Annotated in this window: 20 protein-coding genes; 3 read left to right on the top strand and 17 right to left on the bottom strand. The window is 48.6% G+C overall.

Annotated elements, in window-relative coordinates:
• Positions 1-82: 82 nt before the first annotated feature.
• The 7 genes from ABXS70_RS15430 to ABXS70_RS15460 all read right to left on the bottom strand — a co-directional run bounded on the left by ABXS70_RS15430 (position 83) and on the right by ABXS70_RS15460 (position 10,588).
• A complete protein-coding gene (locus tag ABXS70_RS15430) occupies positions 83-1,855 on the bottom strand; it encodes a sensor histidine kinase (RefSeq protein WP_366288951.1) in 1,773 nt (590 codons plus the stop codon).
• A gap of 64 nt (positions 1,856-1,919) precedes the next feature.
• Positions 1,920-3,461, bottom strand: coding sequence for a response regulator transcription factor (locus ABXS70_RS15435; protein ID WP_366288954.1), 1,542 nt, complete (start codon positions 3,459-3,461; stop codon positions 1,920-1,922).
• A gap of 283 nt (positions 3,462-3,744) precedes the next feature.
• Positions 3,745-6,819 carry a X2-like carbohydrate binding domain-containing protein gene (locus tag ABXS70_RS15440; RefSeq protein ID WP_366288957.1) on the bottom strand — a complete coding sequence of 1,025 codons (3,075 nt, stop codon included), beginning with the start codon at positions 6,817-6,819 and terminating at the stop codon, positions 3,745-3,747.
• 383 nt (positions 6,820-7,202) lie between these two features.
• On the bottom strand, positions 7,203-8,084 hold the full coding sequence (locus ABXS70_RS15445) for an SMP-30/gluconolactonase/LRE family protein (RefSeq protein WP_366288960.1): 882 nt from the start codon (positions 8,082-8,084) through the stop codon (positions 7,203-7,205).
• A gap of 14 nt (positions 8,085-8,098) precedes the next feature.
• Positions 8,099-8,758 carry an SGNH/GDSL hydrolase family protein gene (locus tag ABXS70_RS15450; RefSeq protein WP_342555410.1) on the bottom strand — a complete coding sequence of 220 codons (660 nt, stop codon included), beginning with the start codon at positions 8,756-8,758 and terminating at the stop codon, positions 8,099-8,101.
• 68 nt (positions 8,759-8,826) lie between these two features.
• Positions 8,827-9,618 carry an alpha/beta hydrolase gene (locus ABXS70_RS15455; protein WP_366288964.1) on the bottom strand — a complete coding sequence of 264 codons (792 nt, stop codon included), beginning with the start codon at positions 9,616-9,618 and terminating at the stop codon, positions 8,827-8,829.
• A 136-nt stretch (positions 9,619-9,754) separates the two neighbouring features.
• Positions 9,755-10,588: an AraC family transcriptional regulator gene (locus tag ABXS70_RS15460; RefSeq protein ID WP_366288967.1), complete on the bottom strand. Its 834-nt coding sequence runs from the start codon at positions 10,586-10,588 to the stop codon at positions 9,755-9,757.
• A gap of 125 nt (positions 10,589-10,713) precedes the next feature.
• On the opposite strand from ABXS70_RS15460, the gene ABXS70_RS15465 reads away from it, so the two are divergent.
• Positions 10,714-12,744, top strand: coding sequence for a beta-galactosidase (locus ABXS70_RS15465; RefSeq protein WP_366288970.1), 2,031 nt, complete (start codon positions 10,714-10,716; stop codon positions 12,742-12,744).
• A gap of 138 nt (positions 12,745-12,882) precedes the next feature.
• Here the strand turns inward: ABXS70_RS15465 and ABXS70_RS15470 are convergent, their stop codons facing one another.
• Together ABXS70_RS15470 and ABXS70_RS15475 are read right to left on the bottom strand one after the other, a co-directional pair.
• Complete coding sequence (locus tag ABXS70_RS15470) at positions 12,883-14,397, bottom strand: altronate dehydratase family protein (RefSeq protein WP_366288973.1); 1,515 nt, start codon at positions 14,395-14,397, stop codon at positions 12,883-12,885.
• The gene (locus ABXS70_RS15475) at positions 14,394-15,911 is read right to left on the bottom strand and encodes a tagaturonate reductase (RefSeq protein WP_366288976.1); all 1,518 of its coding nucleotides are present in this window, start codon (positions 15,909-15,911) and stop codon (positions 14,394-14,396) included. Before ABXS70_RS15475 ends, ABXS70_RS15470 begins: the two co-directional genes overlap by 4 nt.
• A 185-nt stretch (positions 15,912-16,096) precedes the next feature.
• Between ABXS70_RS15475 and ABXS70_RS15480 the strand changes: the two genes are divergently transcribed.
• A complete protein-coding gene (locus tag ABXS70_RS15480; protein ID WP_366288978.1) occupies positions 16,097-16,975 on the top strand; it encodes an AraC family transcriptional regulator in 879 nt (292 codons plus the stop codon).
• Positions 16,976-17,076: 101 nt separating this feature from the next.
• Positions 17,077-17,754: a tetratricopeptide repeat protein gene (locus ABXS70_RS15485; protein WP_342555403.1), complete on the top strand. Its 678-nt coding sequence runs from the start codon at positions 17,077-17,079 to the stop codon at positions 17,752-17,754.
• A gap of 96 nt (positions 17,755-17,850) precedes the next feature.
• Here ABXS70_RS15485 and ABXS70_RS15490 read toward each other — a convergent pair whose 3' ends face one another.
• The 8 genes from ABXS70_RS15490 to ABXS70_RS15525 form a co-directional block, all read right to left on the bottom strand.
• The gene (locus tag ABXS70_RS15490) at positions 17,851-18,963 is read right to left on the bottom strand and encodes a phosphotransferase (RefSeq protein ID WP_366288981.1); all 1,113 of its coding nucleotides are present in this window, start codon (positions 18,961-18,963) and stop codon (positions 17,851-17,853) included.
• Positions 18,964-19,049: 86 nt separating this feature from the next.
• Positions 19,050-19,676, bottom strand: a complete 627-nt coding sequence (locus ABXS70_RS15495) for a GDSL-type esterase/lipase family protein (protein ID WP_366288984.1) — start codon at positions 19,674-19,676, stop codon at positions 19,050-19,052.
• A 194-nt stretch (positions 19,677-19,870) separates the two neighbouring features.
• Entirely contained in the window at positions 19,871-23,038 is a 3,168-nt protein-coding gene (locus tag ABXS70_RS15500; RefSeq protein WP_366288987.1) for an MMPL family transporter, read from the bottom strand.
• A complete protein-coding gene (locus ABXS70_RS15505) occupies positions 23,038-23,493 on the bottom strand; it encodes a MarR family transcriptional regulator (RefSeq protein WP_366288990.1) in 456 nt (151 codons plus the stop codon). The genes ABXS70_RS15500 and ABXS70_RS15505 overlap by 1 nt, the downstream gene beginning before the upstream one ends.
• Before the next feature lie 208 nt (positions 23,494-23,701).
• On the bottom strand, positions 23,702-24,139 hold the full coding sequence (locus tag ABXS70_RS15510) for a GNAT family N-acetyltransferase (RefSeq protein ID WP_342555398.1): 438 nt from the start codon (positions 24,137-24,139) through the stop codon (positions 23,702-23,704).
• A 127-nt stretch (positions 24,140-24,266) separates the two neighbouring features.
• The gene (locus ABXS70_RS15515) at positions 24,267-24,986 is read right to left on the bottom strand and encodes a class I SAM-dependent methyltransferase (RefSeq protein ID WP_342555397.1); all 720 of its coding nucleotides are present in this window, start codon (positions 24,984-24,986) and stop codon (positions 24,267-24,269) included.
• A gap of 44 nt (positions 24,987-25,030) precedes the next feature.
• On the bottom strand, positions 25,031-25,360 hold the full coding sequence (locus tag ABXS70_RS15520) for a hypothetical protein (protein WP_342555396.1): 330 nt from the start codon (positions 25,358-25,360) through the stop codon (positions 25,031-25,033).
• 80 nt (positions 25,361-25,440) lie between these two features.
• Positions 25,441-26,394, bottom strand: coding sequence for an alpha/beta fold hydrolase (locus ABXS70_RS15525; RefSeq protein ID WP_342555395.1), 954 nt, complete (start codon positions 26,392-26,394; stop codon positions 25,441-25,443).
• Positions 26,395-26,444 lie beyond the last annotated feature (50 nt).

Raw genomic sequence — 26,444 nt, forward strand, 5'->3', positions numbered from 1 at the left:
TTATACGTTTGCAACTGAAAAACCCCTCATTTCCGAACATCAGGAATGAGGGGTTCAATATCATGCGACGAATATTTCTTGTTTAACCTGTAATCAACGGCAGCGTTACGGTGACTCTCGTACCCTCACCAACCGTGCTCGTAATCGTCACACCATATGGTGATCCGTACAAAAGCTCGATTCGATCATGTACATTCCGAATCCCTATGCCGCTGAACAGCTGCCGATTATTTTGGGGATTGGGCAGCGTTCCTCCCGTATTCAAGCCTTCAATGCCATCCCCGTTATCCATAATCTCACAAATTAACGATTCCCCTGCACGGGACACCATGACACGGATCGTACCGGTTTCCTTTTTAATAAATCCATGGAAAAAGGCATTTTCGATAAATGGCTGGATCACCAGCTTGGGAACATGATAATGTGTGCAGTCTGGAGCCACGTAAAAGGCCGCTTTAATTCGTCCGCCATAACGTACATGATTAATGAAGACATAGTTTTTCAGATTCTCAATCTCCTGCTCCACCGTCACCGTTTCCCTGACATCACTAATCGTATTTTGCAGCAGCCCAATCAGCGCATTAATGGTCTCGGCAGCCCGATCTTTATTGCCCTGCTGTACGAGAACTTTGACAGAGGCCAGTGTGTTATACAGGAAATGAGGATTAATCTGGCTCTGCAGTGCTGCAAGTTCCGCATTACGCTGTTCCCGCTGCGTCTGCACGAGTTGATCCACGTAATCGTGCAGCTCATCGAGCATGTAGTTGTAAGCATGGCCAAGCTGCCTGCTTTCATAACTTCCGCTGACCGGAATGTAGTTGTCAAGATCAGACTTTGTAATGTTCGACATCTGTTTGACCAGTCTGCGCAGTGATTTGGTCATCTGACTTGTGATCAGGAATACCAGCAGCAGGGCCCCAAACACAATCGCAGCACAGATTAAGGCGACCGTTTTCAGATCGATAAGCTGTTCCATTGCAGATTCTTTATCAACGATGTTGACCAGATAGAATCGGTAGAATGGCAGATACTCCGATAATATAATGCTTTCCTGACCCATTACCCGTGCCGTGATGTTTTTGGGTGCGGTTTCCTTAATCTTCTCCGCGTAAGATAACAGTTCAGGTTGGATCGTCCCCATCCAGTCTTCCCGGTTAGAGGATACGATCTCTCCTTGTTCGTTCATGACGACGACATCATTGCCTCGGCTTGTAAAATTAGCGTAGAACTGACGGAAAGCCTCTTCTCTCATCGTAATATAAACCATGCCATAGATCCGGCTTCTTGTTCGATCCGTTAAGGCCTTGGTCGCAGATATCATCTGCAGTTTGCCTTCCTTGGTCTGACTGTAGTAGTCATCAAAGATCAGCCGGCTCGGCGACTGGACCGCGGCTTTTGTAATGGGTTCCTGCTTCAATTCCTCACCCGTCTTCTGAATGTAAGAGGGATTGGTCGAGAAACTTCGCCCATTCACACCCGCTATCGTAATACCTACCTCGTAAAAGTCAATGATGGTTTGAACACGTTTCATCGTTTCCCGCATATTATAGTATGATTTGGACAAAGCGACGGAGTCTCCGTCCCCCTCCGACAAAAAAGTGCGGATCGCACCACTTTGAGCTACGTTGTTGGTTACTGCGGCGATCGAGTCGTTAAATGCATCAAAATTAGTCTTGATCTGGCTGAGCACCTTCGAGTTTGTAATACTGAAGGTTTCCGTAAACAGGTTGGTAGACATATGAATCGTTGTCCATAATATGAGTACAGATACCAGAACAATACTGACGACCATAACCAAAATCAGCTTGGGAAATAATCCGAGACGAGACAGGCCGTTGTTGATCCACTTTTTCATGAAATAATCTCATCCATTTCTTTATGCTTCTATCCATACACTCTTGGCTGCTCAACTTGAGATCTTATGCCCAGAATTTACGCCGGTAACGGCTGGGTGATAATCCTGTGAATTTTTTAAACACCTTACAGAAGTAACTGTGATCAGAATACCCTACCATACTGCTGATTTCTGATATCGTAACATCATCGGATCGCAGCAGTTCTTCCGCTTTTTCAATACGAATCTTGTTTAGATATTCATTAAAGCCTTCTTTTTTATGGGATGAGAAATAGCTGGACAAATACGACGGATTAAAATGGAAATGCTTGGCCACTTCGGATAGTCCTAGAGGCTGATCATAATGTTCATGCATGTAATCCAGCAGCATCTTCATATTCGGATCACTTCGCCTGCCGCCTGCACCCGTGACACACTCCTGAACCTCATTCATAAATTGATCCAGCACCTGCATAACTTCATTCAGACTTGAAGCACTGTCGACATTTTTGAAATACGTATATTTGCTTTCTTCCAATCCAGAAGATTGAACATCCATATCCGCCAGCGTAATCGTAACATTGAAGATCAGGTTGCCCAGAAACGACTTGATCTCAAATACATCCGCAACGTAGTCTTTCCCCAGTGATGCTGCATGATCATGCAGATACTCTCTGGCTGCCTCCACCCGGTTACGTTTCACATGCTGCAAAAACATATTGACATTGAATTGATATCCTGCAGGATGCATCGGTGGAAGTTCACCATCAATCAGAATGGAACGCTTCGTATAATAGAAGCAAAATTCCATTAATTTAATCAGGCGCTCGCGGTAAACCTCACCCATCTTTTCAAATGAATTAAATTTTTCGCTAAGCACCCATACCGGACCATGCTGCCCAGCTCCCACTTCACCAGCCCACGCTCTGATTTGCTCAACCATATTTTCATCCTGCTCAGGACTAACATTCAGCAGCATAACAGGTAAACGGCTTTCGGCAGGTAAAACGGCACATTCAATCTCAGGCATCCGCTTTCGAACCTCAGTTTCAATCTGTTCATGATCCTGATTTTTCATAGTGCGGTCAGCGGGCTGGAAGGCAAGTAAACGGAAAGCGCCTAACGGGAAGCTTTCCCGAATGGTTGGCATTTCCTTGTCTTCGTCCAGCGTGAATCCGGACAGCATCTTTTCCATCAGCTGCCCAAGCCGCCAGCCTTCATGTGAAGGCTCGTACTTGAGCTCAGGTATTTTGCCGGCGGTACGTCTCAATACTTCCAGCAGTTCATTTGTGTCCAGTTTAGGTTTGAGAATATAATCCGCGGCCCCGTGCTGCAGTGTGGATCGAACATACTCGAATTCACTGAAGCTGCTCAGTACGATGACCTCAATATGCGGATAACCTGCCTTGAGTGTGCGGACGAATGTTTCACCATCCATAACCGGCATCACGATGTCAGTTATGACAATATCCGGTTTTAACAGCTCCACCTGCTGCAAACCCTCTTCACCATTGGAGGCTTCTCCTACAATATTAAATCCTTCAGCTTCCCAGTTCATGTGGTGTTTGATACCCTGTCTAACCAGAAATTCATCGTCAACAATCAGCACCTTGCACAGCCGGTTCATGATCGCGACCCCCCTGTCTCATCTATCACTCTATTTCTCTACAGTCTCACCCTTTATATGTCTGTAAATGAAGTCTGCCCTTGTTAGCGGTTACATTAGTATTAAAATAATTGTACATCTTGTTATATCTTAAATCCTATGTTTAAGCAATAGTAACTACCCATAGTTTACACTATAATTCGACAAAACAAGAAGTCCCAAAACGCCGCTTCCTATTCCGGCGTCTTGAGACCTCTTAATCTTTTCTACTGCAATAAGTTCATCAAAAACCTGGAGCCTGACGTTACGGCTCCATACCCCATTGAAGCTGATCCGCAACATATCCGGTTACTTTGGACCAGTCCGCATAGGATGTGAGGGAATCCGCGAAGGAATAATCATCTGTTTGAGTATAGCTCGTCCAGTTCTCTTTGGAAAAACGAGTCTGTATTTCCGTGTTCTGTCCCGGGTTCAGTGTTCCAGCCGAGGTCTTGAATCCAATCTCAAGCATGTGATCGGCTCCAGGAAGAGCCGGGCTTAATGAACGAAATGTACCGATAATATTGTCGTTACCGACAGCTGCCCAGTCACAGAAAAACTGTTGAGGCTGACTGTCGTCTATCGTGTAATAATACCGAATCTTCACATCCGACAGATTCAGTGGATCCGTACCTGTATTGGTCAATCTGAACTTGGGATTAATAGAGCTGCTGGATGCGGACGTTGTTCCGTTGTACATTTCGATACGGATGGTTCCATCCGGCACAACCACCGTTGTATCTTTAACCGTCAGGTTCAGCACTGCAGGGCTGCCTGCGCTGAATTGGAATGTGAACACGGCAGCTCCTTTTGGCAGTGAGGCTAGATAGGTTTTATTTAATACAACCTGATTGCCTGTCACAGTATAGTCCGTACCGGAAGCAAGTACCGTATTCCCGTTACGAATGGATGTCAGTGTGTTGCCATTGAGTGTTAACGTCACTGGAACGTCGGCCTGATGCTCCGTATTCAAATCAAACTGTGCCGTTACAGGGGTAATGGTAGAATTCGGTATCGTCGGTGTACCGCCATTGCCGTTAACCGGATCTGCATACAAGATTCCGCGTCCATTTGTACCCAGATACACTCTGCCATAAATACGTGGGTCTCCTGTAATCGTCGTTACTCGAGCATATTGGTGCTGGTCATCATTGATCCGTACCCAGCTTGCTCCACCGTCATCCGAGCGGAAAAATCCACGGGTTCCATCGATTTGTGCCACCGTATACAAGGCGACAACACTCTGCCCAGGTGCTGCCTTACCAAAACCGATGCTGTCAGCTTCCTCTACATTGGCAAGCTTTGTGAATGTGGCTCCCGAATCAGTCGAATGCCACAAGCCATAAGGCCCTTCTTCTTCATCTCCTCCTGCAAACCACAGTTCACCTTCTACCCCCGGTACAGCATCAAGATCCGAATTGCCAGAAACCGGAAGCCCGGCAGCCGGAGATACACTAAACGACGCTCCGCCATTAACGCTGACGTAAATTTTCCCTGCGGCGAAGCCATAGAACTTGTTCGGGTTGACCCGGTCGGAAATCACTTTAGCCCCTGCTGGTATACCTGTACTTGCTGTCCATGAATTACCGCCATCAGAGTGGAATACCCCGCGATCCGATGTGCTCCAGACCAGACGGCTGCCTGTCGCCGAGATGGCAACGGTCCCGCCTCCGGCAGTGCCTGACGGCTCTGCGCTTGCTTTGTACCACGTTTTTCCTCCATCACTGGATAAGCCAATAGACTTCGCGTTGGGATCAACGGTGTAATCTGCTTTACCCACACGTACCATCGTGTTTGGATTCAATTCCGCAAAGTCAATGCTCTCCGTTGAAGGATAGTTTGGATTCGTGAACATCGTTTCCGGAGCTTTGGTCAGATCGTCATGGCGGAACCCGGCAACGTCACCCAGAGCACTCAGCAGATTCGCTCCGCTTGGCGGGCTGATCAGATCCATGACGTTGGTTTCTTCAATGCCTTTAGCCATAACGGAGAGGTTAATCTTCTTATCTGCATCCCAATCCGTAAGATTGTTTGTTCCGTAGATGGTGGCCCCCGTTCCATACATCAACCGATCGGAATCAAAGGGGTCAATCTCCAGCGCGTCAATCATCCAGCCCAGTTTCGGTGTGATCTCAGGCGGCGCAGGATTCACACCAAACGTTAACCAAGGGGCTGCCGAAATATCCTGCGTATATCTGAATTTGCGATCAGGATATCCTTCAAAATCCCATATACGTGTCCAGGTGTCTCCACCGTCTTTACTTCGGAACAGAATGGCATCCGGCCACCAGGAATTCAGTGTGGCAACCATTATTGTACCAGGTTCCTGAGCGTCAATGGCCAGCCCCCCGTAACCATAGTAGTTATCTGAGCTGCTGCTCGGCACAGGGCTGATATTTTTCCACACCCCTGTCGCTGTGTTCAGCTTCCAGACTTCCCCCTTCGTTCCGTCGTAGGGTCCAGCACCGTTGCTGTAAGTAATATACAGACTTCCATCCACATCCATTTTTCCATGATGAGGCAGGTAACCTGTCGGCTGCCCAGGAACCGCATCCCAGGTCAAACCACCGTCTGTACTGCGGTATATGCTTTCACTTTTGTCCGCCACCCCGACATAAATCGTCTGGGATGCCTGTCCGGCGGTACCGCTCGTTTCATCAAAGGTGATCCAGGCCAAGCCTATAATGTCACTCGTATACTCGTTGGCTGGGTTTTCAACATAATTACCTGGATTCGGAAAACTGGTGACTTTACTCCAGGTTACTCCATAATCCGTACTTTTCCATAGTCCGTTACCGCTGCGAGCTCCAAAGTATAAAATCCGGTGATCGTTCGGGTCAATGGCCAGACGCTCTCCCATGGAACGTCCAGGCATGTTGCCGCCTACCTTGAAGGGCAGCTCTGTTTTTTCCCACGTATCTCCCCGGTCTGTGGAACGAAAAATATAACCGTTATCCTTCACCCATGAGTTGGTATACGTTCCTACCGCCATATACACGCGGTCGGGATCGACAGGGTCGGAGGCAAGTGCGTCGACTCCGTTATTGTTCCAGTCATCCCATCCTACAAAATCCGTCAGAGGAGTCCAGCTGCTGTCTGCCGGATTCCAGCGATAGGCCCCTCCGATATCTGTTCGTGCGTAGATTAAATCCTTCTCGGACTCATTAAAAATGATACCTGGAATAAAACCTCCGCCTCCGCCAGTGACAACGTTTTTCCATTCATAAGCTTCACTCGGCGCTGCCGCGGAAGTTCCAGCCATCCCCATGCCGCCCAGTGAAGCCGCCACAATCGCTGCACTCAAACTTATCATTCGCAGCTTGCTCATCCATGATCTCATCTCAATATACCTCCCTTTCCTGTTTGAACGTTTCAGGCAACCCGGTCTATCCCCGCTGTCTCATCCTGCTGATGATGGCGTTTCAGACGAAATCACAGCTGCTTCTTATAGGGAAAATCCACCTCCCTTCATTTAAGATTAAGCGCTTACAAAATCTCTCATTCAAAAACCATAAAATGTATTATTTTTTCAATAATTAACATTCGATGGAAAACGTTTTTTTCCTTTGTTTGAAAACTCTTTTTTTAAAAAGTTTTCTAGCGATAGTTCTAACAGAGATGACATACCAGGCGTGCACGACAAAAAAGGGGGAAATGAACTCAAAAAAAGATGCTGTTCTCACAGCATCTCTGATCCATTCGTATTTTGTCGGTACACTTTGCTTACGCTTTACGTCCATAGACATGTGTTTCCTGCCCTTTTACGCCAGGCTTCACCACAAATAATGAGCCTGCTTGCGGCGTTTCCTGTAATCGTTCTTCCTTGATTCCGATCCGTGCGGTAGTAATATACAGATCTTCGAGGTCAGGCCCGCCAAAACAGCAGGACGTTACCTGATCTGCTGGCACGTCTATCTGCTGCAGCAGTTCCGATGTATCGGGATTCCAGCGGGTAACTCTCCCGCCGCCCCAATGTGCAACCCACAGCATGCCTTCAGCATCTACAGTCATCCCGTCCGGGAATCCCATGTCTTCCGGAACCGAGACGACGCTGGTCCGATTGGAGATCGTGCCGGAAGCCAGATCAAAATCAAAACGGTCAACGGAACGTGTCGGCGTATCAATATAATACATGAACTTGCGATCCGGGCTCCAGCCGAGACCATTGGATGTAGATACGTGCTGCACCATGGTCCGTACGGGCTTCCCTTCTTCCAGACAATAGAGTGATCCAGCCTTTTCCTCATTGTTCAGACTCATCGTGCCAGCCCAGAAACGGCCATAAGCATCGCATTTTCCATCGTTGAATCGATTCGTTGATTTGTCCTGCTCCGGGTCTGCAATGGCCTCCCGTTCACCCGTGAGCAGATGGTATGTATAGAATCCGCTGCGAAGAGCAGCGATGACCTCATCTCCGCGATAGGGAACGACTGCTCCGACATGCTCACCCACGTCATAGGCTCGATCCTCACCTGTGAGCGGATTGTATGCGTGTATTTTAAAACCTTCAATATCTACCCATAACAAACGGTTATTTTCTGCATCCCAGCTTGGTCCTTCTCCCAATTGTGCCGGCGTATCCACAACTACAGTTACATTACTCATATCCTCGTTCCTCCTCAGGATTTTGGTTTCCCGGACCACTCAAAGCCAATCGCATCCAGGAAAGCCTTGCTTAGTACCATGTGACCTGCTGCATCCGGGTGTACTCTGTCATGTGTAAGTACGGATGTATAAAAATGTTCCCACAGCGGCTCGAATGCTGCCTGTGTATCTACAAACAGAGCATCATATTCAGACGCCACTCTGCGAACAGCCTCACCATAGATATCCATCGTGGCCCGCATCGGATCTTCCGGGTTCGCTTCAAGATAATACGGAGTCATCAGCACAAGCCCTTTTAGATTAGGGCGAACAGATGCGACCAGTTCCCTTAGTGTTGTCTCGTATTCTTCCAGAAACACATGTGAATCTGCCAGCGGATGATCAAACTGACGCCATACATCGTTAATACCGATCATCACTGTCAGCCAATCGGGCTTCAATTCGAGCACGTCTCGTTCCCAGCGCTGCTTCAAATCACGGACGGTATTCCCGCTATTACCCACATTCTGTACACGAAGCAACAATTCAGGATAAATCGAACGTAACAGTGCATTAACCTGGCCCACAAACCCATGACCAAGCCCCGAGCTTCCTTCCCCGACAGGATGTGCACGTCCGCAATCCGTAATGGAATCCCCGATAAAAAGAAGCTTGTCATTCTTTTGCAATTTCATAGTTCTGTTCTCCTTTGCAGATAAGAAAGTACGATATGGTTATTTGCAGAACGGAATACGTACTGTTATTACCAGCCTTGATTTTTAAGCCATGTGAGGCACAGATCAGACCATACACGCACGGCATTATCGTTCTCCGCCAGCCCCAAGCCGTGTGGACCTTTTTCAAATACATGCAGATCATATGGAATTCCATGTGTCCCTAAAGCCAGAGCATATCGCAAACTATTCTCTACGGGTACAGCCTGATCATTACTGGTGTGCCAGATGAATGCTTCCGGAGCATCCGCTTTAACCTGCTGCTCTGCACTAAAAGCCCGAATCTGTTCGTCCGATGCATCCTCGCCCAGCAGATTGATACGTGAGCCCTCATGTCCGTAAGATCCCATCGTAATGACCGGATAGCAGAGAATGACACGGTCTGGACGAGAGCTGCACCGTTCAATCCAATCTTCATGGTCCGGTTGTCCATCATCATACTGTGTTCCCAACGTTGCTGTTAAATGGCCGCCCGCCGAAAAACCAAGCACAGCGATCTTGGACGGGTTGATTCCGTATTGTTCTGCATGGGCTCGAACATAGCGGATGGCTCGCTGTCCGTCAGCCTTAGGCGCTGGATGACGATGCGGCGCTACCCGATACTTGAGTACAAAAGCACTAATCCCGGCACGGTTTAACAACGCTGCTATAGGTGCACCCTCGTGATCAGCGAGACCACCATAACCGCCTCCTGGACATACAATGACAGCGCTCTCGGAACCAGGTTGAATAAAAGGGATCAGGTGCGGCATTTCGTCTTCACGACCTGCTGCCGCATAGGGGGCCGCCTGCTCCCACAAAGGAATAATTGAACTCATCATATGGCTCATCCTCTCTCGTTGGCACGGATTACATCCGTTTAATCGTTTTCGATTCTAGGATTCGATACCATCATAACGGCAACAGGAGGAAGCATCAATACCCTTCTGTATATCTTTTTGTTCAACTTGGTCCTAATTAGTACAAGTTACGGAACTGCTCCGGTGTGACCCCTTCAATTCGCCGGAAAGTTGCAACAAAATGACTGGCATCCCGAAATCCGGCCCGTACCGCGGTCTCCTTAATCGTAAGGTCTGTACTTCCGGTCAGCATTTCTTTGGCTTTACGTAGACGAAGCAGGATGAAATAACTATAGGCGGTTATACCGAAGGACTGTTTAAACAGCGTATTCAGATACCTGGACGAGATTCCGGTAATGGATGCCATCTGCTCCAGCCCAATGCCAGGGTCACTATAATGCTGCTCCATGAACGCAAGGAGCGGAGCAAGTCTGGTTACAGCATGTGAGATGGAGAAACGATTGCCGGTCATGCCGTGTTTTTTGAGCAGAATTAAAAAACGGTACATATCGGCCGAAGCCTCCAGTCCGGATAAATCCTGGTCGCTCCCGATTGAATCCAGCACCTGCTGCGCATAGTCGCCCAGCGGACTATTCCCATCCCACTGGCGCAGAGCGGTCTCATTTAAACCAAGTGAGTCGACAATGGCGGCACATTGAGAACCACCGAATGTAATATAGATCGTCTCCCATTCACTTTGAGCACGAACATATTCATGCGGCAGGTTTGGCGGAAGCAAAATGCCCGAGGCCGCTCCTATCGTTATGGAAGCGCCGGACAGCTTAAATTCCCCTGCTCCTTTTACCGTCTGGAGCCAGTGATAACACGGGTAACCTGCTGGTCTGGAGACTTTCTCCTGACTGCCGTTATAACCTATGCTCTCAATGTACAGCGGCAGCGGCTGATCCCGCGGTGTCATAAAATAACGTTGATGCCCGGGTGAAATGAGCATAAAGGCCTCCTTGCGTACCGTAATATTAAGTTCCGTATTCTTATATACTTCATTACTTTTATTATATTTTAAATGTCATAGGTATCATATAGTATTGGATTATTCTTATACAAGAGGTGAGCGCGGTGATCAGCAGCAAACTACCCAAAATGTTTTATGGAGGCGATTACAACCCTGAACAATGGGATCACGAGACCCACTTGGAAGACCTCCGTATGTTCAAACTGGCAGGCATTGATATGGCAACCATTAACGTCTTTTCCTGGGCACTGATTCAGCCTGATGAAGTGACTTATCGTTTTGAAGATCTGGATCAGCTGATTGATCGTTTGTACCAGAATGGTGTGTACATCTGTCTTGCTACGAGTACCGCTGCACATCCAGCCTGGATGGCCAAAAATTATCCGGACGTGCTGCGCGTGGACACGGACGGGCGCAAACGAAAATTCGGCGGACGACATAACTCTTGTCCGAACAGTCCCACCTACCGCAAGTATTCCGAGATCATCGCGGATAAACTCGCGGAACGATATCAAGATCATCCGGCTGTTCTCGTCTGGCACGTATCCAACGAATACGGCGGCGAGTGTTATTGTGAAAACTGCGAAAAGGCATTTCGTGTCTATCTGAAAAAGCGCTACAAGACCATTGAGCAGGTGAATAAAGCCTGGAACACAAACTTCTGGGGGCATACGTTCTATGATTGGGACGAAATTGTGCTTCCGAGTAATCTGAGTGAACATTGGGGACATAACAGCTCTTCTTTTCAGGGGATCTCGCTCGACTACTCCCGCTTCAACTCGGACAGTATGCTGGAGTGTTATCTGCTTGAGTATCATGCCATTAAAAAGCATATTCCCGATTCGGTGGTCACAACCAATCTGATGGGCTTTTTCAAACAGTTGGACTACTTCAAATGGGCAAAATATATGGACATTGTCTCCTGGGACAGCTATCCCGGTCTCTCCACACCGATCAGTTATACCGCAATGGCCCATGATCTTATGCGCGGACTCAAAGACGGTCAGCCGTTTATGCTGATGGAGCAGACACCAAGCCAGCAGAACTGGCAGCCTTATAATTCGCTCAAGCGCCCTGGTGTCATGCGTCTGTGGAGTTATCAATCCATCGCACACGGCGCGGACACCGTCATGTTCTTCCAGCTCCGCCGTTCAATCGGTGCATGCGAGAAATACCATGGCGCCGTCATTGAACATGCAGGACACGAAAACACACGGGTATTCCGAGAGGTCACGCAGCTTGGCAGGGAGCTGCAGCAGCTTGGTAATACCACACTAGATGCCGCAGTTCAATCCAAGGTGGCGATTGTATTCGATTGGGATAACTGGTGGGCTATCGAGAAATCAAGCGGGCCAACAGTGGCGCTAAAATATGTCGATCAAATCCATAAATACTACGCGGCCTTCTTTCACCGCAATATTCAAGTGGATATTGTTAGTGTTGACAGCGATATCAGCTCATATGATCTGGTCCTTGCCCCTGTTCTTTACATGGTCAAACCGGGCTTTGCGGCGAAGCTGGAGCAGTTTACAGCTGCAGGCGGTACATTCCTGACCACTTTCTTCAGCGGGATAGTTAATGAACAGGATCTCGTGACCACCGGCGGTTATCCGGGCGAGCTTCGCAGCCTGCTTGGCATCTGGGTCGAAGAGATTGATGCCCTGCTGCCCGATCAGAAAAACAGCATCGTTCTGAAGGAAAAGTTTGGCTCACTTGATGGCGTGTATGAATGCGGAATGCTGTGTGACCTCCTGCACAGCGAAGGTGCGGAAGTGATTGCTGAATATGGCGAGGATTTCTATCAAGGAATGCCTGTGCTTACTCGTAATCCTTTTGGTCTAGGGGAAGCCTGGTATGTCGCCTCCGATCCGGATGACATTTTCCTGGACGGTTTGCTTGCTGAACTGGCAGCAGCCAAAAACATAGAACCTCTGCTTGAAACTCCCCGGGGTGTAGAAGTCTGTGCGCGAACTAAAGACGGGGTAGACTATCTCTTCGTTATGAATCACCACGATTCCGCACAGTCCTATGATCTGGGGGATACAGAAGCTCGTGAACTGTTAACGGGAAAATCGTGTGCAGGACTTATCGAGATTGAAGCACGCGGAGTGCAGATCTTTGAATTCACAGCATAGCGATTCTTCCTGTGCCGAGCGGCTCATCCATGCGTAAGGCATCAAACCTGAATAAGGCAGCAATTCGGCTGTCTGCTGCAAGCAGAGCCGGATTGCTGCCTTATTTTATTTTGCAGCAGGTACGTTTAGTTTAGAAGTTTAGAGAATAACCCCATCTTTGAAGATGGCGATCTCTCGAAAACCGTGCTGCTCACTCAATGTCTGCGCACGTCCTGAAGCAATATCAATGATCTGACTGAATAATTGCTCTTTGACTTGATCCATCGTCTGTCCTTCAAGCAGCTGACCTGCGTTAAAGTCAATCCAGTGCTTTTTACGATTCGCCAAATCCGATTGCGTAGCAATTTTGACCGTAGGGACCGGTCCGCCAAAAGGTGTACCGCGCCCTGTCGTAAACAGCACAATGTGAGCGCCTGCCGCAGATAGAGCCGTCACGGAAACCAGGTCATTGCCGGGTGCCTCGACAATGTTGAGCCCGGTTTTGGTCACTCGTTTACCATACCGCAGCACATCGACGACCGGGGAACGACCTCCCTTTTGCGTACATCCGAGTGATTTCTCTTCAAGTGTAGTGATGCCGCCTGCCTTATTACCCGGTGAAGGATTTTCATAGATATTTTGACCATGATTCACGAAGTACTGCTTGAAGCCGTTCACCAGATCGACCAGATCGTTAAATACATGCTCATCCGCAGCCCGATTCATCAGAATCGTTTCCGCACCAAACATCTCCGGAACCTCCGTCAGAATTGCTGTCCCCCCCGCAGCAACGAGCATGTCGGCAGCAGCACCTACGAGCGGATTCGCAGTAATGCCGGATAAGCCATCCGAACCTCCGCATTTCAAACCAATTTTCAATTTGCTCAGCGGCAGCGGCTGACGTTTCTCCTGCTCCGCAGCCTCCACCAGCTCCTCCATCAAACGCAGTCCTTCTTCAAGCTCATCATCGGTCTCCTGTGCTTTAAGAAAACGTACCTTCTCCCAATATTCCGGTGCGATGCACTCACGGAATTCATCCACTTGGTTGTTCTCACATCCCAGACCGATGACGAGCACACCACCCGCGTTTGGATGTTCCACGAGCGAAGCCAGCAGCTGCTGCGTATATTTCAGATCATCCCCAAGCTGTGAGCATCCGAAAGGGTGCGGAAAATGGTATACCCCGTCAATCCGGCTGCCAAATTGGGACTGTCCCATACGTGCAAGGGCTTCACACACCTTGTTAATACATCCTACCGTATTCACAATCCAGATTTCATTACGGATTCCCGCTTCACCATTCGGACGCAGGTAACCATCGAAAGAGCGTAAATGTTCCGGCGGCATGTCTACAGCCATTGGCTGCCCAGGCTGATATTCATATTCAAGCAGTCCATGCAGACCCGTCTTCAAATTATGGCTGTGAATCCAGCTTCCTTGGGCGATCGGTTCCTGTGCAGTACCGATGGAGAAGCCGTATTTCATAACATCTGCTCCTTGTGCGAGATCGTGCACAGCGATTTTGTGTCCTTTCGGCACATCATCCCGCAGTGTAAACCCCGCCCCGTCCGGCAGATCAATACGCTCTCCCTTTACATAATCCCGAAGGGCGATGATGACATCGTCCTGAGGCTGGATCGCAATCCATTCACTCACTGTACTAGTTGTATTCATTTCCCTTCACCTTCCAGTTTACCGATTTCATGGACAAGGGCTGCTCGCAGTCCTTCTTTTTCATCCAGATTCTCTCCCCAGATCCTTTCATCAGAGAGCACGGCAGCAGCTCTTTTCTCCAGCTCAGCTGCCTTATTATTCGAATCTTGGTAACCATCCCAATGTGCCGCCAAAGCCTCCAGCACGTCCGGGTCGTCTCTTAGAGCTATGGATTCACCGTTTAAAAGGTAGGCCTTGTACCCCTCCTCCGTATGCACAGGGCGATATAGGTACAGAAATCCTGCAAAACCTTGGATTAACCGCTCAGGCCAGCTCCCCTGACTCTGTTCGTAAGCGAGAAGAGTAGGCAGTACACGTACTTTGAATTTGCCAGCCGTATTCAGCGCAATGTCCTGCAGCTTGTGATCAATGTAAGGATTCAGGAAGCGTTCAAACACTTCTTCCGCATAGCGCTCCAGTTCAAGCTCAGGCATATCCATCGCAGGCACAATCTCTTCCAGTACGGCTTCCCTGATCCATGAGCTGAACTGCGGGTCCTCCATTGTTTCCCTTACATGCTGTTTACCGCGAAGCAGGCCCAAAGAGGACATCAGCGTATGTGAACCGTTCAGGATGCGAACTTTCCGCAGCTGATAGGGTTTCAGATCTTTTACCCAATGCACATTCAGTCCGGCCTGCTTGAGCGGAAGGCGCTTGTCCAGTGACTCCTCGCCTTGGATCGCCCAGAAATGATAAGGCTCCGCCGTATTGATTAACTGATCTTGATATCCCCAGCGCGCTGTGAGTGCATCCGCTTCTTCCCGAGAAGGTGCACCCGTTACAATGCGATCCACCAGGTTATTCAAGAACAGATTGTGATGCTCAATCCACAAGCGGAAATCATCGGAATATCCGAAGTCTTCGCTATGACGCAGTACACAGCTGCGCAGGACGTCACCATTCCCCTCCAGCAGCTCACATGGAAGATGAACCAATCCTCTGGAAGGATCTCCGTCAAAGCGTACATACCTTTGATGCAGGAAAACGGTTAATTTGCCTGGAAACGATTGAACCGGTTCACCCGGGATATAGTCTGATTGTATATATTTCAAGCCCGATTCCGTTGTGTTCGAGATGACAAACTCAAGCGATGGCAGTTCCGCAAGCTCCAGAAATGTCTGCCATTCCTCATATGGATTAATAAACCGTGAAAAAACAGAAACCATTTCCGTTCGCTCCACACGCTTTCCTTCAAACAGACCTCGCGTAATCATCGTATACAGTCCGTCCTGATCCCGAATCTGCTCAAGCTTGGCCTTTCCCCCAGGCCGAGGCTGTGTAACAGCTACACTGCCATGAAACTTGCCCTGCCGGGCACTTTCATGAAGCATCCAGTCTGCGAATCCCCGTAAAAAATTACCTTCTCCGATCTGCAGTACTTTGACGGGACGTTCAATCATTTCTTTGCATTTGCGCTGACTATCATTACCGAGCAGATGCATCTTTAATCTTGGCCGCTTAGTGCTTGCAGACATGGACACTCACCTCACCGATTATTTGGGAACTCAGAATGCAGCTGCAGAAGCAGCATCCTATTATTGTAAACGCTTTAAATTCATTGTATCATCAATAAAAGGAAATTAAATTGCTTATTTTGTGTTAAATATACTCTTTCATGACTTTATCACATTCAGCGAATCTCGTCTCCAAAGGAGCCCTTATGGAACAATCACCTGTGCGCACGACCATTCATACCGAATCCGGCATTCCATTTCGCCTTGTCTATAGTGATACCAAATCTCCGCAAAATGAGCTGCCGGATCATCTGCATGACTGGCATGAGATTATCTATGTCTATCGGGGACAAGGAAGTATTTTTATCGATACGGGTCTTGAAGATATGCAGGAGGGAGATCTGTTTCTTATTCCTGGCAGCACCGTGCACCGTGCTCTGCCGGATGCCGGCAACCCCGTTACTTCTTCGGCTCTCTTTTTCAGTCCAGGGCTGCTTGCCTCCACGGCCGGAGGAATGTCCTCCTCCCTACTGCATCCGTTCGAACGCTGCCGTCAAAGGCGTGTATACAAAAGACATCTGAACAGCAGCGATCGTATGCAGGTATCTGCACTGATCGACGATATTCATACCGAATTTCGGTCAGATCATCATCTAAGCGCTCACGCTGCACTGCTCCGCCTGCAGCTGCTGCTTATCTTCCTGGAACGACTGGAATCTGCTGCGGGACCCGCTCGCACCGCACCTTCACTTCCTGCTCCGACCTGGCTCTCCTCAACACTGACTGACATCGATCATAAACTGCGAAGCGGGTTATCCTTACCAGATCTCGCACAGCAAGCTGCGGTGTCTCCCGCACACTTCAGCCGCGCTTTCAAGCGATATACAGGTATGACACTGACTGATTATGCCTTGGCCCGCAGAGTCATTATGGCCAAAGAACATCTCGTACAGAGGGATGAAACGATGGCTGCTGTCGCAGATGCTTGCGGTTTTGAGAGCCTGCCCCATTTTTATAGACAGTTCAAAAAACTGACGGGTACTACACCCGCTGCTTACCGGAGAACCATGGTGCGTAATCGCTGAACTATATAGACACACATATTCTTCCAAGAGGGGATATGCTATGATATTCAGGGCGTACGCAGCGTACCGGATACGATTAAAAAGGTACTGGAGTTGAATCTGTGATTATTAAATTCCTCATTTTTGGTCTGCTGTGGCAGATCATTGGCAATCCATTCCTTGCCATTCTGATCCTGCTTGTCATTCTATACTTTCTGGATCGGCGGTTTGTCGGCGTGTTCCCCAGCTTCACCAAACCGTTCAAACGAATGCGCAGCATGTCCCGGCTCAAGCAGCAGCTTGCACTGAATCCGAACGAAGTCTCTTCCAAGCTGGAACTGGCCAGACTGCTGATCGAACGCAAACGTTACGGTGAGGCTCATGCTCTCCTGCTTGAACTGGAACGTCCGTACGAACAATCCGCGGACTATTGGGAAGCTTTGGGTACCGCTGAACTGCACTTGGGCAGCGTCGCAGATGGCGAACGTCATATTTTACATGCGCTTGAGATTAATCCTAGAGTAAAGTACGGCGAGCCTTACCTGAGCCTTGCCGCAGCCTTCAAAGATACGGACCGTGACAAGGCGCTTCATTATGTGCAGCAGTTTCAGGAGATCCACTCCTCCTCCAGTGAAGCCTTCTATCTGCTTGGCTCCGTATATCGTTCGCTGGGCCGCAGCGAAGATGCCAAACAAGCTTTTGAGCAATCCATCCATGTATATCGGACGCTGCCAAAATATAAAAAGCGCCAGGAGCGACGCTGGGCTGTTCGAAGCTGGTTCCGTAAAAGGGGCTTGTAGAGCTGTATTCATGTATGCTGGGTGTGAAAATGAAAAGTGCACGGTCTCTACTTAACCAAAGCAGAGATCGTGCACTTTGTTTACATTAGTCACAAGTTATTCCATTAACAATTGGCGTAACCGATCCTCATGCTGCCTCATCCAGTCGATTCGCTGCTTCAGCTTCACAATCTGCTGTACCGCTACCCCTGGCTCATCTGTTCCTTCCATCATTCGGCTGATAAAATGCATCACCACATCCAGACTGCGAAGCAGGATTAACTGAGGAATGGCCTTCAGTTCCTCACCTGCGAGTCCAACTTTTTCCCGGAATCCCCGAATCAAGCTCGCCTGCGCCTGCCACATCCAATCTTCACTCTTGTCCATGGTCAGCATATCAGACATCGGAACAGCCAGTTCCATAACCCGCAGATCCCAGGTAGCAAACTCAAAATCAAGAATCGCACTTGGATTCCCTTCACGATCAAACAGCACATTCGATGCGTTCACATCGCCATGTACGAGCTGATGCGGAAGCTGTTCCATTCCACGCAAAGCTTCGAACAAACCTGGCAGCTCATGCCGCAGCTGCTCCAGTTCTCCCGAACAAGCTGCAAGCATCTGCGGCGGCGAAGCACACAGCTCCAGCAGATGAACGGGCGTACAGAGCGGATAAGCTTCGTCAATCCGATAATATGGCGGATAAACCGGTTCAAGTGCCAATTCAAGTCTTGCGAGGGCTGACGATAACTGGCCTGCCGCCCGGCCTAATTGAAGAAGCTGACCCGGAGAATCCCATACGGGGTTGACTCCCTCCAGATAACGAAACAACGTTACGATTTTTATGGCGCCCGTGTTATGATCTCGAATGACTTGGTACGTCTTCTTATTTTCTTTGTACATTTCTTGGTTTCCCGTAGGGACCTGATCCGTTGTCTCACTACCATTAGATAACGAGATGACAGGTTTGGGCACATCAAGTTCAAACGCTGTATCCGACAGTGCGATCAGCAAACCGTGTTCAAAAGCTATTTTCATTTGATCATTATGTGTTTCGTATTGTCTCATAATAAAATGTGCTTCACTAGTGTGCAGCACAAAGGTGGTGTTGTTCATACCGCCCTTGCTGCGTTCGGCCTGCCACTTTGATGTGAATCCGTATAAATCGAGCACGTTAGATATCAGCTGCTGCTCGGACGGAAGAAGAGAATGCTGCTGTTTGTTAGACACCGGTTATAACTCCTCTGTTACGATAGTTTGAATGAACCCTTTCATCATATCCAAAGTTATCTGACCGGTCCAGTCATGTTCAGCATTTAGGCAAAAGGAACATAGCCCGTTCGATTCAACTGCTCCGCGATCACCCGATATCCCCTAGCATTCGGATGGACTCTGTCCCAGAACAGCAGCTCCCGCTCTCGTCCTTCAAACTTGTCGTATACCTGTGCACAGGCGTAGTTACCTGAGCCGGCACTATTCAGATAAACATTGTACTGCCGTACCCAATATGCAGCTTCTGTCGATTGTGGATACGGGTTGTACAATCCGATAGAACGAACAAAATACTTATGATCCCCTTTTAACTGCCGAATTTGTCTCATCACCTGGGATACGTGCTGCCGCGTTTCACCCAGTACCTGTGTCATTCTCCCGGCACTCGGAATCCCGCCGCTGGCCTTAAACGTACGGATGAGGTCGTTGCCGCCAATGGATAATGTGATGATATCTGCTTCACGCAGTGCTTGACGCACCCGCGGATGGGCATTGATCATCTGCAGCAGTTCCCCGGATGTCAGTCCGTTCACTCCTAAATTGTCCATGGAAACAAACGTACGCAGATTCATCTCTGCCATACGACGATAGATTGGAACAAAACCGGTCCCGAGGAGCGCTCCTGTACCCACGGTCAAGGAATCTCCTACAGCCACATAACGATATACCATCCCGCCACCCCTCTCTCTGCTGATCTTCCTGATTATTCATTAACTGCCATATATCATATGAAAGCCAATCAGCCAGAGCGCGGGATAGTGTCCTTAGGCAGAAACCTTTCTTTGGTTAAGTGGATTGTCACGAAAAAGAAGCCCCACCGCATCATGCGGCAGAGCCTCTTTCCCGTATTACATATCGATGATGATTACATGCCTACAGTATGATTGGAATCATTGGATTCTGACTGTTCCTTGTTACGGAACGGCCACCAGTTCGCCCGGCCGAACATCTTCACCATTACAGGTACGAAGAATGGCAGGAATAACAGGGAATATAAAACCAGGCCGCTGAGCACAACAGTCGCAATTTGCATCATCGAGAGCACCCCTGAAGGGTACATCGCGGCAAAAGTTCCACTTAGAATAACCGCTGCCGACAAAATGACGGTTCCCATGTTTTTCATCGCATACAATATCGCATCCTCGACTCTCATGCCTTTGTTTTCATTGAAACGATCCATGAGGAAGATGCTGTAATCCACGCCTAGAGCAATCAGCATCACGAAACCAAAGAAAGGAGTAACCCAGCTGATTCCTGCATAACCCATAATATTTACAAAGACGACCTCCGTAAGTGCCATAGCTGTAAAGTATGCAAGAAGCAGTGAAATAATCAGGTAGATCGGCATGATCACAGAACGCAGCAGGATAACCAGAATGATAAATGTTCCTGCCAGCATCAGCATAACCGTCCGTGTATAGTCTTTATTTGAAATCGACTGTAAATCTGCAAACGTACTGGTTACACCACCTACGGCAATGTCAGCTTTCTCAAGCGCACTGCCCTGAACGGCACGATTTACTGCCGCTTCAATATCGGGCACACGGTCAATCGCTTCTTTACCATACGGATTCTCTGCAAAAATAACATCCAGCATCATCGTCTTGCGATCCTTGGACAGATACGTATCAAATACCTTCTTGAAGTCCTTGTTATTCAAGGCTTCTTCAGGAACATACCAGCCTGCAAGATCGGAATCCGGTGAATTTTGCAGTTGTGTCAGATAATCCTGAGCGGAATCGAGACCACCCGACACCTTCTTGATTCCATCGACACTTTGATTCAATCCATCCGTCAGCTGCGTCAATTGACCACTCAGATCCGAGAAGCCCTGCTGGATCTTCTCCTGTCCCCCCTGAAGCTGACCGAGACCATTCTGGATAGAAGGGATTTCCTTAATCACTTTACCCTGACCGTCCGCAGCCTGCTTCAAGCCTGATTCCAGTTGTCCAATACCTGCTACAATCTGGCCCAAACCGTCAGTCAGCGCCTTCTGCCCGGATGCTGCAGAAGCAAAACCTTCATTCGCTTTATTGATCCCGGCCGCAGCCGCACTCAGGTTCGTCTGAATTTGGGACAGTCCCTGTGCAAGCTGTGCTGTGCCTGAACCTGTTTGACCGATCGTGCCTTTGATCCGTTGATAGTCGGCGTCCTGCTGCAGCTCTGGATAACGCTCTTCAAGCGTGGAGAAGGATTGGGACAAACTCGTCAATGCCGTTGAAACACCAGTCAACTGCTGCTCCAGCTCCTTCGTTCCATCACCCAGAGCAACCACACCAGCTCCAGCCTGGCGATAGGCCTGCAGTAACTGATCATTCGCTTTGGCAAGCTGGTCTGCGCTGGTTTTTGCCTGCTGCAGTCCCGCTTTCAGATCCCCCGCCCCGGAAGAACCATCGCGAATGCCTTTTTCGATCCGTTTCAGTCCATCGCTGAGCTGTGAAATACCGGATTGCAGCTGGCTTGTGCCCTTGGTCAGCGCTCCAGCCCCATTCGCAGCTTCTTTGAGCTGAGGTTCATTTTTACTCAGTTCACTGCTGGCTTTGCTCAGACCGTCGCTGATTTTGTCCAGACCTGTCTTCCCTTCGCCTAAGCCATCAGATAAAGTACCTACTTGTTTAGTCACTTCAAAATCTTTGATCTCGTCCCCTGTAGGACGTGTCATACTGCGCACACCCGCAACCCCGGGAACCTTTTCTACTTCGCGGCTGATCTTCTCGGCTGCAGCCATATATTTGGCGTTATCCATCGTTTCGTCGTTTTGAATGACGATCTGCCCCGGCAGGGATTCACCCGGCCCAAAACTGTCCGAGATAATGTTAAACGCTTTAACCGAATCGTATTTGTCACCAATTTCATCAAGACTGTTAAATGATAACTTCCCATCATATGTTATGAGAAGAGGAACCGTCACTGCGGCAGCAATCAGCAGGGCTGCCCACGGTCGTTTAAGTGAAAATTTGCCTGCTGCGCCATAGATTTTACTCTCGGCATGTTCCAGGGAGCCTTTCGATGGCCAGAATAACTTCCTGCCCAGCACGGCCATAAAGAACGGCACAATGGTCACAAGTGCAAGCATCATCACGGCGATTCCCACAGCTACAGCTACCGCAGAACGATACAGCATAAACTGCGCGAAACCGATCGCCACGAATCCTACCAATACCGCCAGAGCTGAGAAAAACACCGTTTTACCTGCCGTACGATATGTAGCAATAATCGCATCCCACGTGTTCTCATGGTGTGCCAGCTCTTCCTTGAACCGGCTGATGAGCAGGATACAGTAGTCTGTTCCAATCCCGAACATAACGGCCACCATAAAGATTTGTGTGAACGTGGAGAGCGGGAAATTAACTCCGTCTACCAGGAATGCAACAATCTGCTGAGATACGATATAACTGATGCCCACTGTCAGCAGCGGTACAAACGGAGCTACAAACGAACGGAACACCAGGAAAAGAATTAGCAAAATGAAGACTACCGTAATGTACTCGGATTTCTTGAGTCCTTCCTGAGAACTCTCAATCGTATCTTCATCAATCAAACCTTTACCTGTAATATAATGCTCAACATTGACTGATTTCAGTGCACCATTCAGGTCATTTCGCATTTCCTTGACGGTGCGATCACCCTTTTCAATCGAGAGCGAAGTCAGAATAGTTTTACCATCTGCCGAAATCATTTTGTCTGACAATTCCGGCTGTGAGAACGGCTCTAAAACAGACAAAATGCCGAGCTTTTCTTTATCGGCTTCAAGCAGTTTGACCGCTTTTTCGGCCTCTTGTCTGCCCGTTGTGCCAAGACCATCCGGATTATGAAATACCAGTGCAATGGAGGTCCCTTTTTGTTCCCCATTTTGGGCTGCCGCTTCATCCAGAATCTCCGCAGCTTTCGTGGAAGAATACCCATCCGGGACAGAAAACTGCCCCTTTTCGCGAATCAACTCACTCATGTTTGGCGCGGTAAACATCAATACGGCGGCTGCGGCAATCCACAGCCCCATGATCCACCAGCGCCCTTTTAATATCGCTCTCATTACTTCTCCAGCCCTTCTTCTTGTGTTAGGAGTGCTGCCAGCTTCTCGAATGAATCAATAAAATTCTGGACCGCTTCCGGCGTAAAATGTTCCAAATAAGGTTCCAAAACCTTCTGAATCTCTAATTCTGTCTCCCTGTACAGCTCATGACCAGCATCCGTCAGCGTCAGATAGATGACACGGCGGTCGCGTTCGTCCCCTGTACGATGTACCAGATTTCGGTCAGCCAGTTTGTTGACCAGAGCCGTGATGCTGCTCTTGCCTACACACAGAAGCTCTGCCAGATCCGAAGGCGTGCATTCCGGTTTCTCGTGAATCAGACGCAGTGCACAGAACTGATCTGTCGTAACGGTCTGACCTACCTTTTCACGTATCCGCGTATCAAAACGCTTGTTGACCAGAAACGAAGCATCCAGATAACGATTCACTAAGCTTTTGGCGTCCGGAGTATTCATATCCTTTCCTCCTCTCAAAATTAGTTCACATAACGAACTATTCATGAACAAAACTATTCTATAATGAAACTATGTTGTAGGGCAATACTTTTTTCCTATGTTTAAAACAAAAAAACAGGACATTCAGCTCAGCACATATGCCAAGCCAAACATCCTATCTGATTCATCTGAATATAATGTTACGCTGTACTCGTCACACACTTCAGCTTTACAAGTCTTCCTCGTCTTCCTTCTCAAGTACACAGCGAAAACGTTCAATACCCGGATATAATTCGCCGAGACTGTATACAACAAATCCGCTGTTACGGTAAAACTCTACCGCTTCCTGATCCGTCTCAGCAATCAATGTGTCGGGATTGTGTGCTGCAAGCAGCTGGGAGATCATGCCCCGACCGTAATTTTTGAACCGGTTCTCTGGAAGCACTGCAATATGGCGAATCGTAATTTCACTCGCTCCTGTATGTTCATATCCAATCAGACCGACCAGCTGATCTTCGTCCTCATAACCGGACAGGAACAGAGCATCCTGTTCTGCATACTGCTGGATCGCTTGATCCACCTGATCCGGGTCCGGAAAGACCGAGTAGGACAGCAGTTCCTGCACTTCCGGCTCCTGCAGGCGTGGTTTCAAATTTTTCAACAACACAATTCCTCCAATACTATTAACGCTCACTCCAACCTTCGCATTTATAAGACCTCATCGAATCTGCGAAGATTACCAATAATGAAACCCGTTATCGTATTGTAGATGTTAACTATGCAAAGTTCAAGACTTAGCGATCCATTCTTTGAACAGCAAACCGAAGCAGCTCACATCTAAACTCCGTTGGTTCATCATACTTTTCTTCTTCAATCGTCTGGGTCACGTGCTCCTGAAAAAGAATGTTCCATCCCTCATATGCCTGTTCCAGCAAGGTAATGGCTTCGGATGTAGGCAGATTCAACTCGATTAACGGTTCGATCTGACGCCCTGTTCGAATTTCCTTCTCCTCCACGCTGGTGCTCATCGTAATACAGTGGATGCCTCCCAGCCTGGTGCCTGCTTTTAACCGCTCCACCGTTTCAAGAAAAGCCTCTCTGCTCGATGTGTGTTCAAGACATGAACATGCCGCAATAAAATCAAAATCATCCGGTTGAACCGGATAGTGTTCGACATCTCCCTTTTCAGCCTGTACGATCTGTTCTACCTGATACTGCTTCGCATATTTACGGAGCCCATCGACAGCTTCATCCAGCAGGTCAACACCGATGACCTGACTGTTAGTCTGTGCCAGACGCTGGGCAATGGGGATCGTATGTCTGCCCACCCCGCATCCGAGATCAAGTACACGTAATTCCTGCTTGTGAACAAGCAGACGTTCCAGCATATCCATCACCATGGGCATCGGTCTGGACATCCATGTTCCTTCTTCAAACAGTTCATTGTTTTTATAAAAGTCAGAATGATAACCCGCTTCAGCTTGTCGTGCAGCCTCAAATTGTTGTTTTCCCATCCCTGGTACCTCCTGCAAATGGAATTAGACGTTCACAGTAACGTTCACCAGAAAGCGAAAAAAAGAATCACATAGACAACCATCATAATCAAACTGGCCGTAACCAGGATTTTCCCGGCGTCTCGTTTGCCTGCGTGGTCATTAAATAACAGCACTCCACCGACGGTCATGGCAATGGGAGCAAAAAACAGCGTCATAAGCACAAGCAGCACCATCGAGTACTGGTCCAGTACCGATTCGTCATACTCCGCCATGTAAGGCTGTTCCGGCTTAGCCGTCTTGGTCGTAACCATGTTGCCGCATGATTTACATTTGAATTCATCCGCTTCCATAGGTTCATGACAATAAGAACACTCTCTTGAGATGCGCGGCATGTTTATCTCCTTCCAAACAAAAACTTGATTCAATAATACATGAATACCCCGAATCCACTCTGGTAATTGAAATCAGCTCATCATTGGCTGGTGCTGTGAATATGTTTCTGCAAAAAAGCCCCCAGCACCGACTTGTATTTGTCTCGATCCACCTGAAAAGCCGTTCCGTGGCCCGCACGGGGAATCGTTAGTAATTCCTTATCCGTAGGACAGGCTTCGTACAAGCGATAGACCATTTCCGTGGGTACAAACATATCTGCCTCACCATGAACGAACAGAACTGGAACATTGACTTTGGCGAGCTGTTTTAGAGCCGATGCTTCTTGAAAAGAATAGCCCGCCTTCCATCTTGTAATCAGACTGGTAACCGGAATGAATGGAAAGGCCGGCAGCTTGTACAGCTGTTTCAATTGAAACGTCAATTCCTCCTCAACCGAGGTATAGGCACAATCCGATACGATGGCTCCGACCTGAGCCGGGAGTTCTTCCCCGCCTGTCATCAGCACAGTGGCGCCTCCCATCGATATGCCGTGCAGCACAATATCAGCAATTTTCCCTACACGTTCCAGCACCCAGTTCACCCACTGAACATAATCCTTCCGATCCAGCCAGCCGAATCCGATCACATCTCCTTCGCTCTGACCGTGGCCCCGATCATCCGGCATTAATACGTTGTAACCAAGGGTCTCTGCGTAAAATCTGGCGAACCCCGCCATTTCTCTGCCTTTTCCGGAATAACCGTGGGCGAGTATAACCGTTTGGTCAGACTCTTCCTTCGCAGGGAGCCAGATGCCATACAGCTTCAATCCATCGTGGGACTGAATCGTAACCGTCTCGACATGCTGACGATCAAGCCAGTTCAAATCAGAAGCACTGCTGATCAGCTCTTCATCCGCCTCCGTCTTCAGGTTCGGATTATCTGCCAAAAATGTTTTCGGGGTGCGGCGAATCGCCGTCTTGAAAAAATAAAGTCCTCCAGCCCACAGAAGAGCTGCAATGATTAGAACCAGAGCCGCAAGACCATACAATATCATGAAAAGAAATCCTCCCCTGCTCTCAGTAAGTTAAAGCGACTCTGTACATG

This window comes from Paenibacillus sp. AN1007 (assembly GCF_040702995.1).
Taxonomy (GTDB): domain Bacteria; phylum Bacillota; class Bacilli; order Paenibacillales; family Paenibacillaceae; genus Paenibacillus.

Coding starts and splice junctions, on each gene's coding strand:
- ABXS70_RS15430 (WP_366288951.1), bottom strand. CDS start 1,855: ATGAAAAAGTGGATCAACAACGGCCTGTCTCGTCTCGGATTATTTCCC.
- ABXS70_RS15435 (WP_366288954.1), bottom strand. CDS start 3,461: ATGAACCGGCTGTGCAAGGTGCTGATTGTTGACGATGAATTTCTGGTT.
- ABXS70_RS15440 (WP_366288957.1), bottom strand. CDS start 6,819: ATGAGATCATGGATGAGCAAGCTGCGAATGATAAGTTTGAGTGCAGCG.
- ABXS70_RS15445 (WP_366288960.1), bottom strand. CDS start 8,084: ATGAGTAATGTAACTGTAGTTGTGGATACGCCGGCACAATTGGGAGAA.
- ABXS70_RS15450 (WP_342555410.1), bottom strand. CDS start 8,758: ATGAAATTGCAAAAGAATGACAAGCTTCTTTTTATCGGGGATTCCATT.
- ABXS70_RS15455 (WP_366288964.1), bottom strand. CDS start 9,618: ATGATGAGTTCAATTATTCCTTTGTGGGAGCAGGCGGCCCCCTATGCG.
- ABXS70_RS15460 (WP_366288967.1), bottom strand. CDS start 10,588: ATGCTCATTTCACCCGGGCATCAACGTTATTTTATGACACCGCGGGAT.
- ABXS70_RS15470 (WP_366288973.1), bottom strand. CDS start 14,397: ATGAATACAACTAGTACAGTGAGTGAATGGATTGCGATCCAGCCTCAG.
- ABXS70_RS15475 (WP_366288976.1), bottom strand. CDS start 15,911: ATGTCTGCAAGCACTAAGCGGCCAAGATTAAAGATGCATCTGCTCGGT.
- ABXS70_RS15480 (WP_366288978.1), top strand. CDS start 16,097: ATGGAACAATCACCTGTGCGCACGACCATTCATACCGAATCCGGCATT.
- ABXS70_RS15495 (WP_366288984.1), bottom strand. CDS start 19,676: ATGGTATATCGTTATGTGGCTGTAGGAGATTCCTTGACCGTGGGTACA.
- ABXS70_RS15500 (WP_366288987.1), bottom strand. CDS start 23,038: ATGAGAGCGATATTAAAAGGGCGCTGGTGGATCATGGGGCTGTGGATT.
- ABXS70_RS15505 (WP_366288990.1), bottom strand. CDS start 23,493: ATGAATACTCCGGACGCCAAAAGCTTAGTGAATCGTTATCTGGATGCT.
- ABXS70_RS15515 (WP_342555397.1), bottom strand. CDS start 24,986: ATGGGAAAACAACAATTTGAGGCTGCACGACAAGCTGAAGCGGGTTAT.
- ABXS70_RS15520 (WP_342555396.1), bottom strand. CDS start 25,360: ATGCCGCGCATCTCAAGAGAGTGTTCTTATTGTCATGAACCTATGGAA.
- ABXS70_RS15525 (WP_342555395.1), bottom strand. CDS start 26,394: ATGATATTGTATGGTCTTGCGGCTCTGGTTCTAATCATTGCAGCTCTT.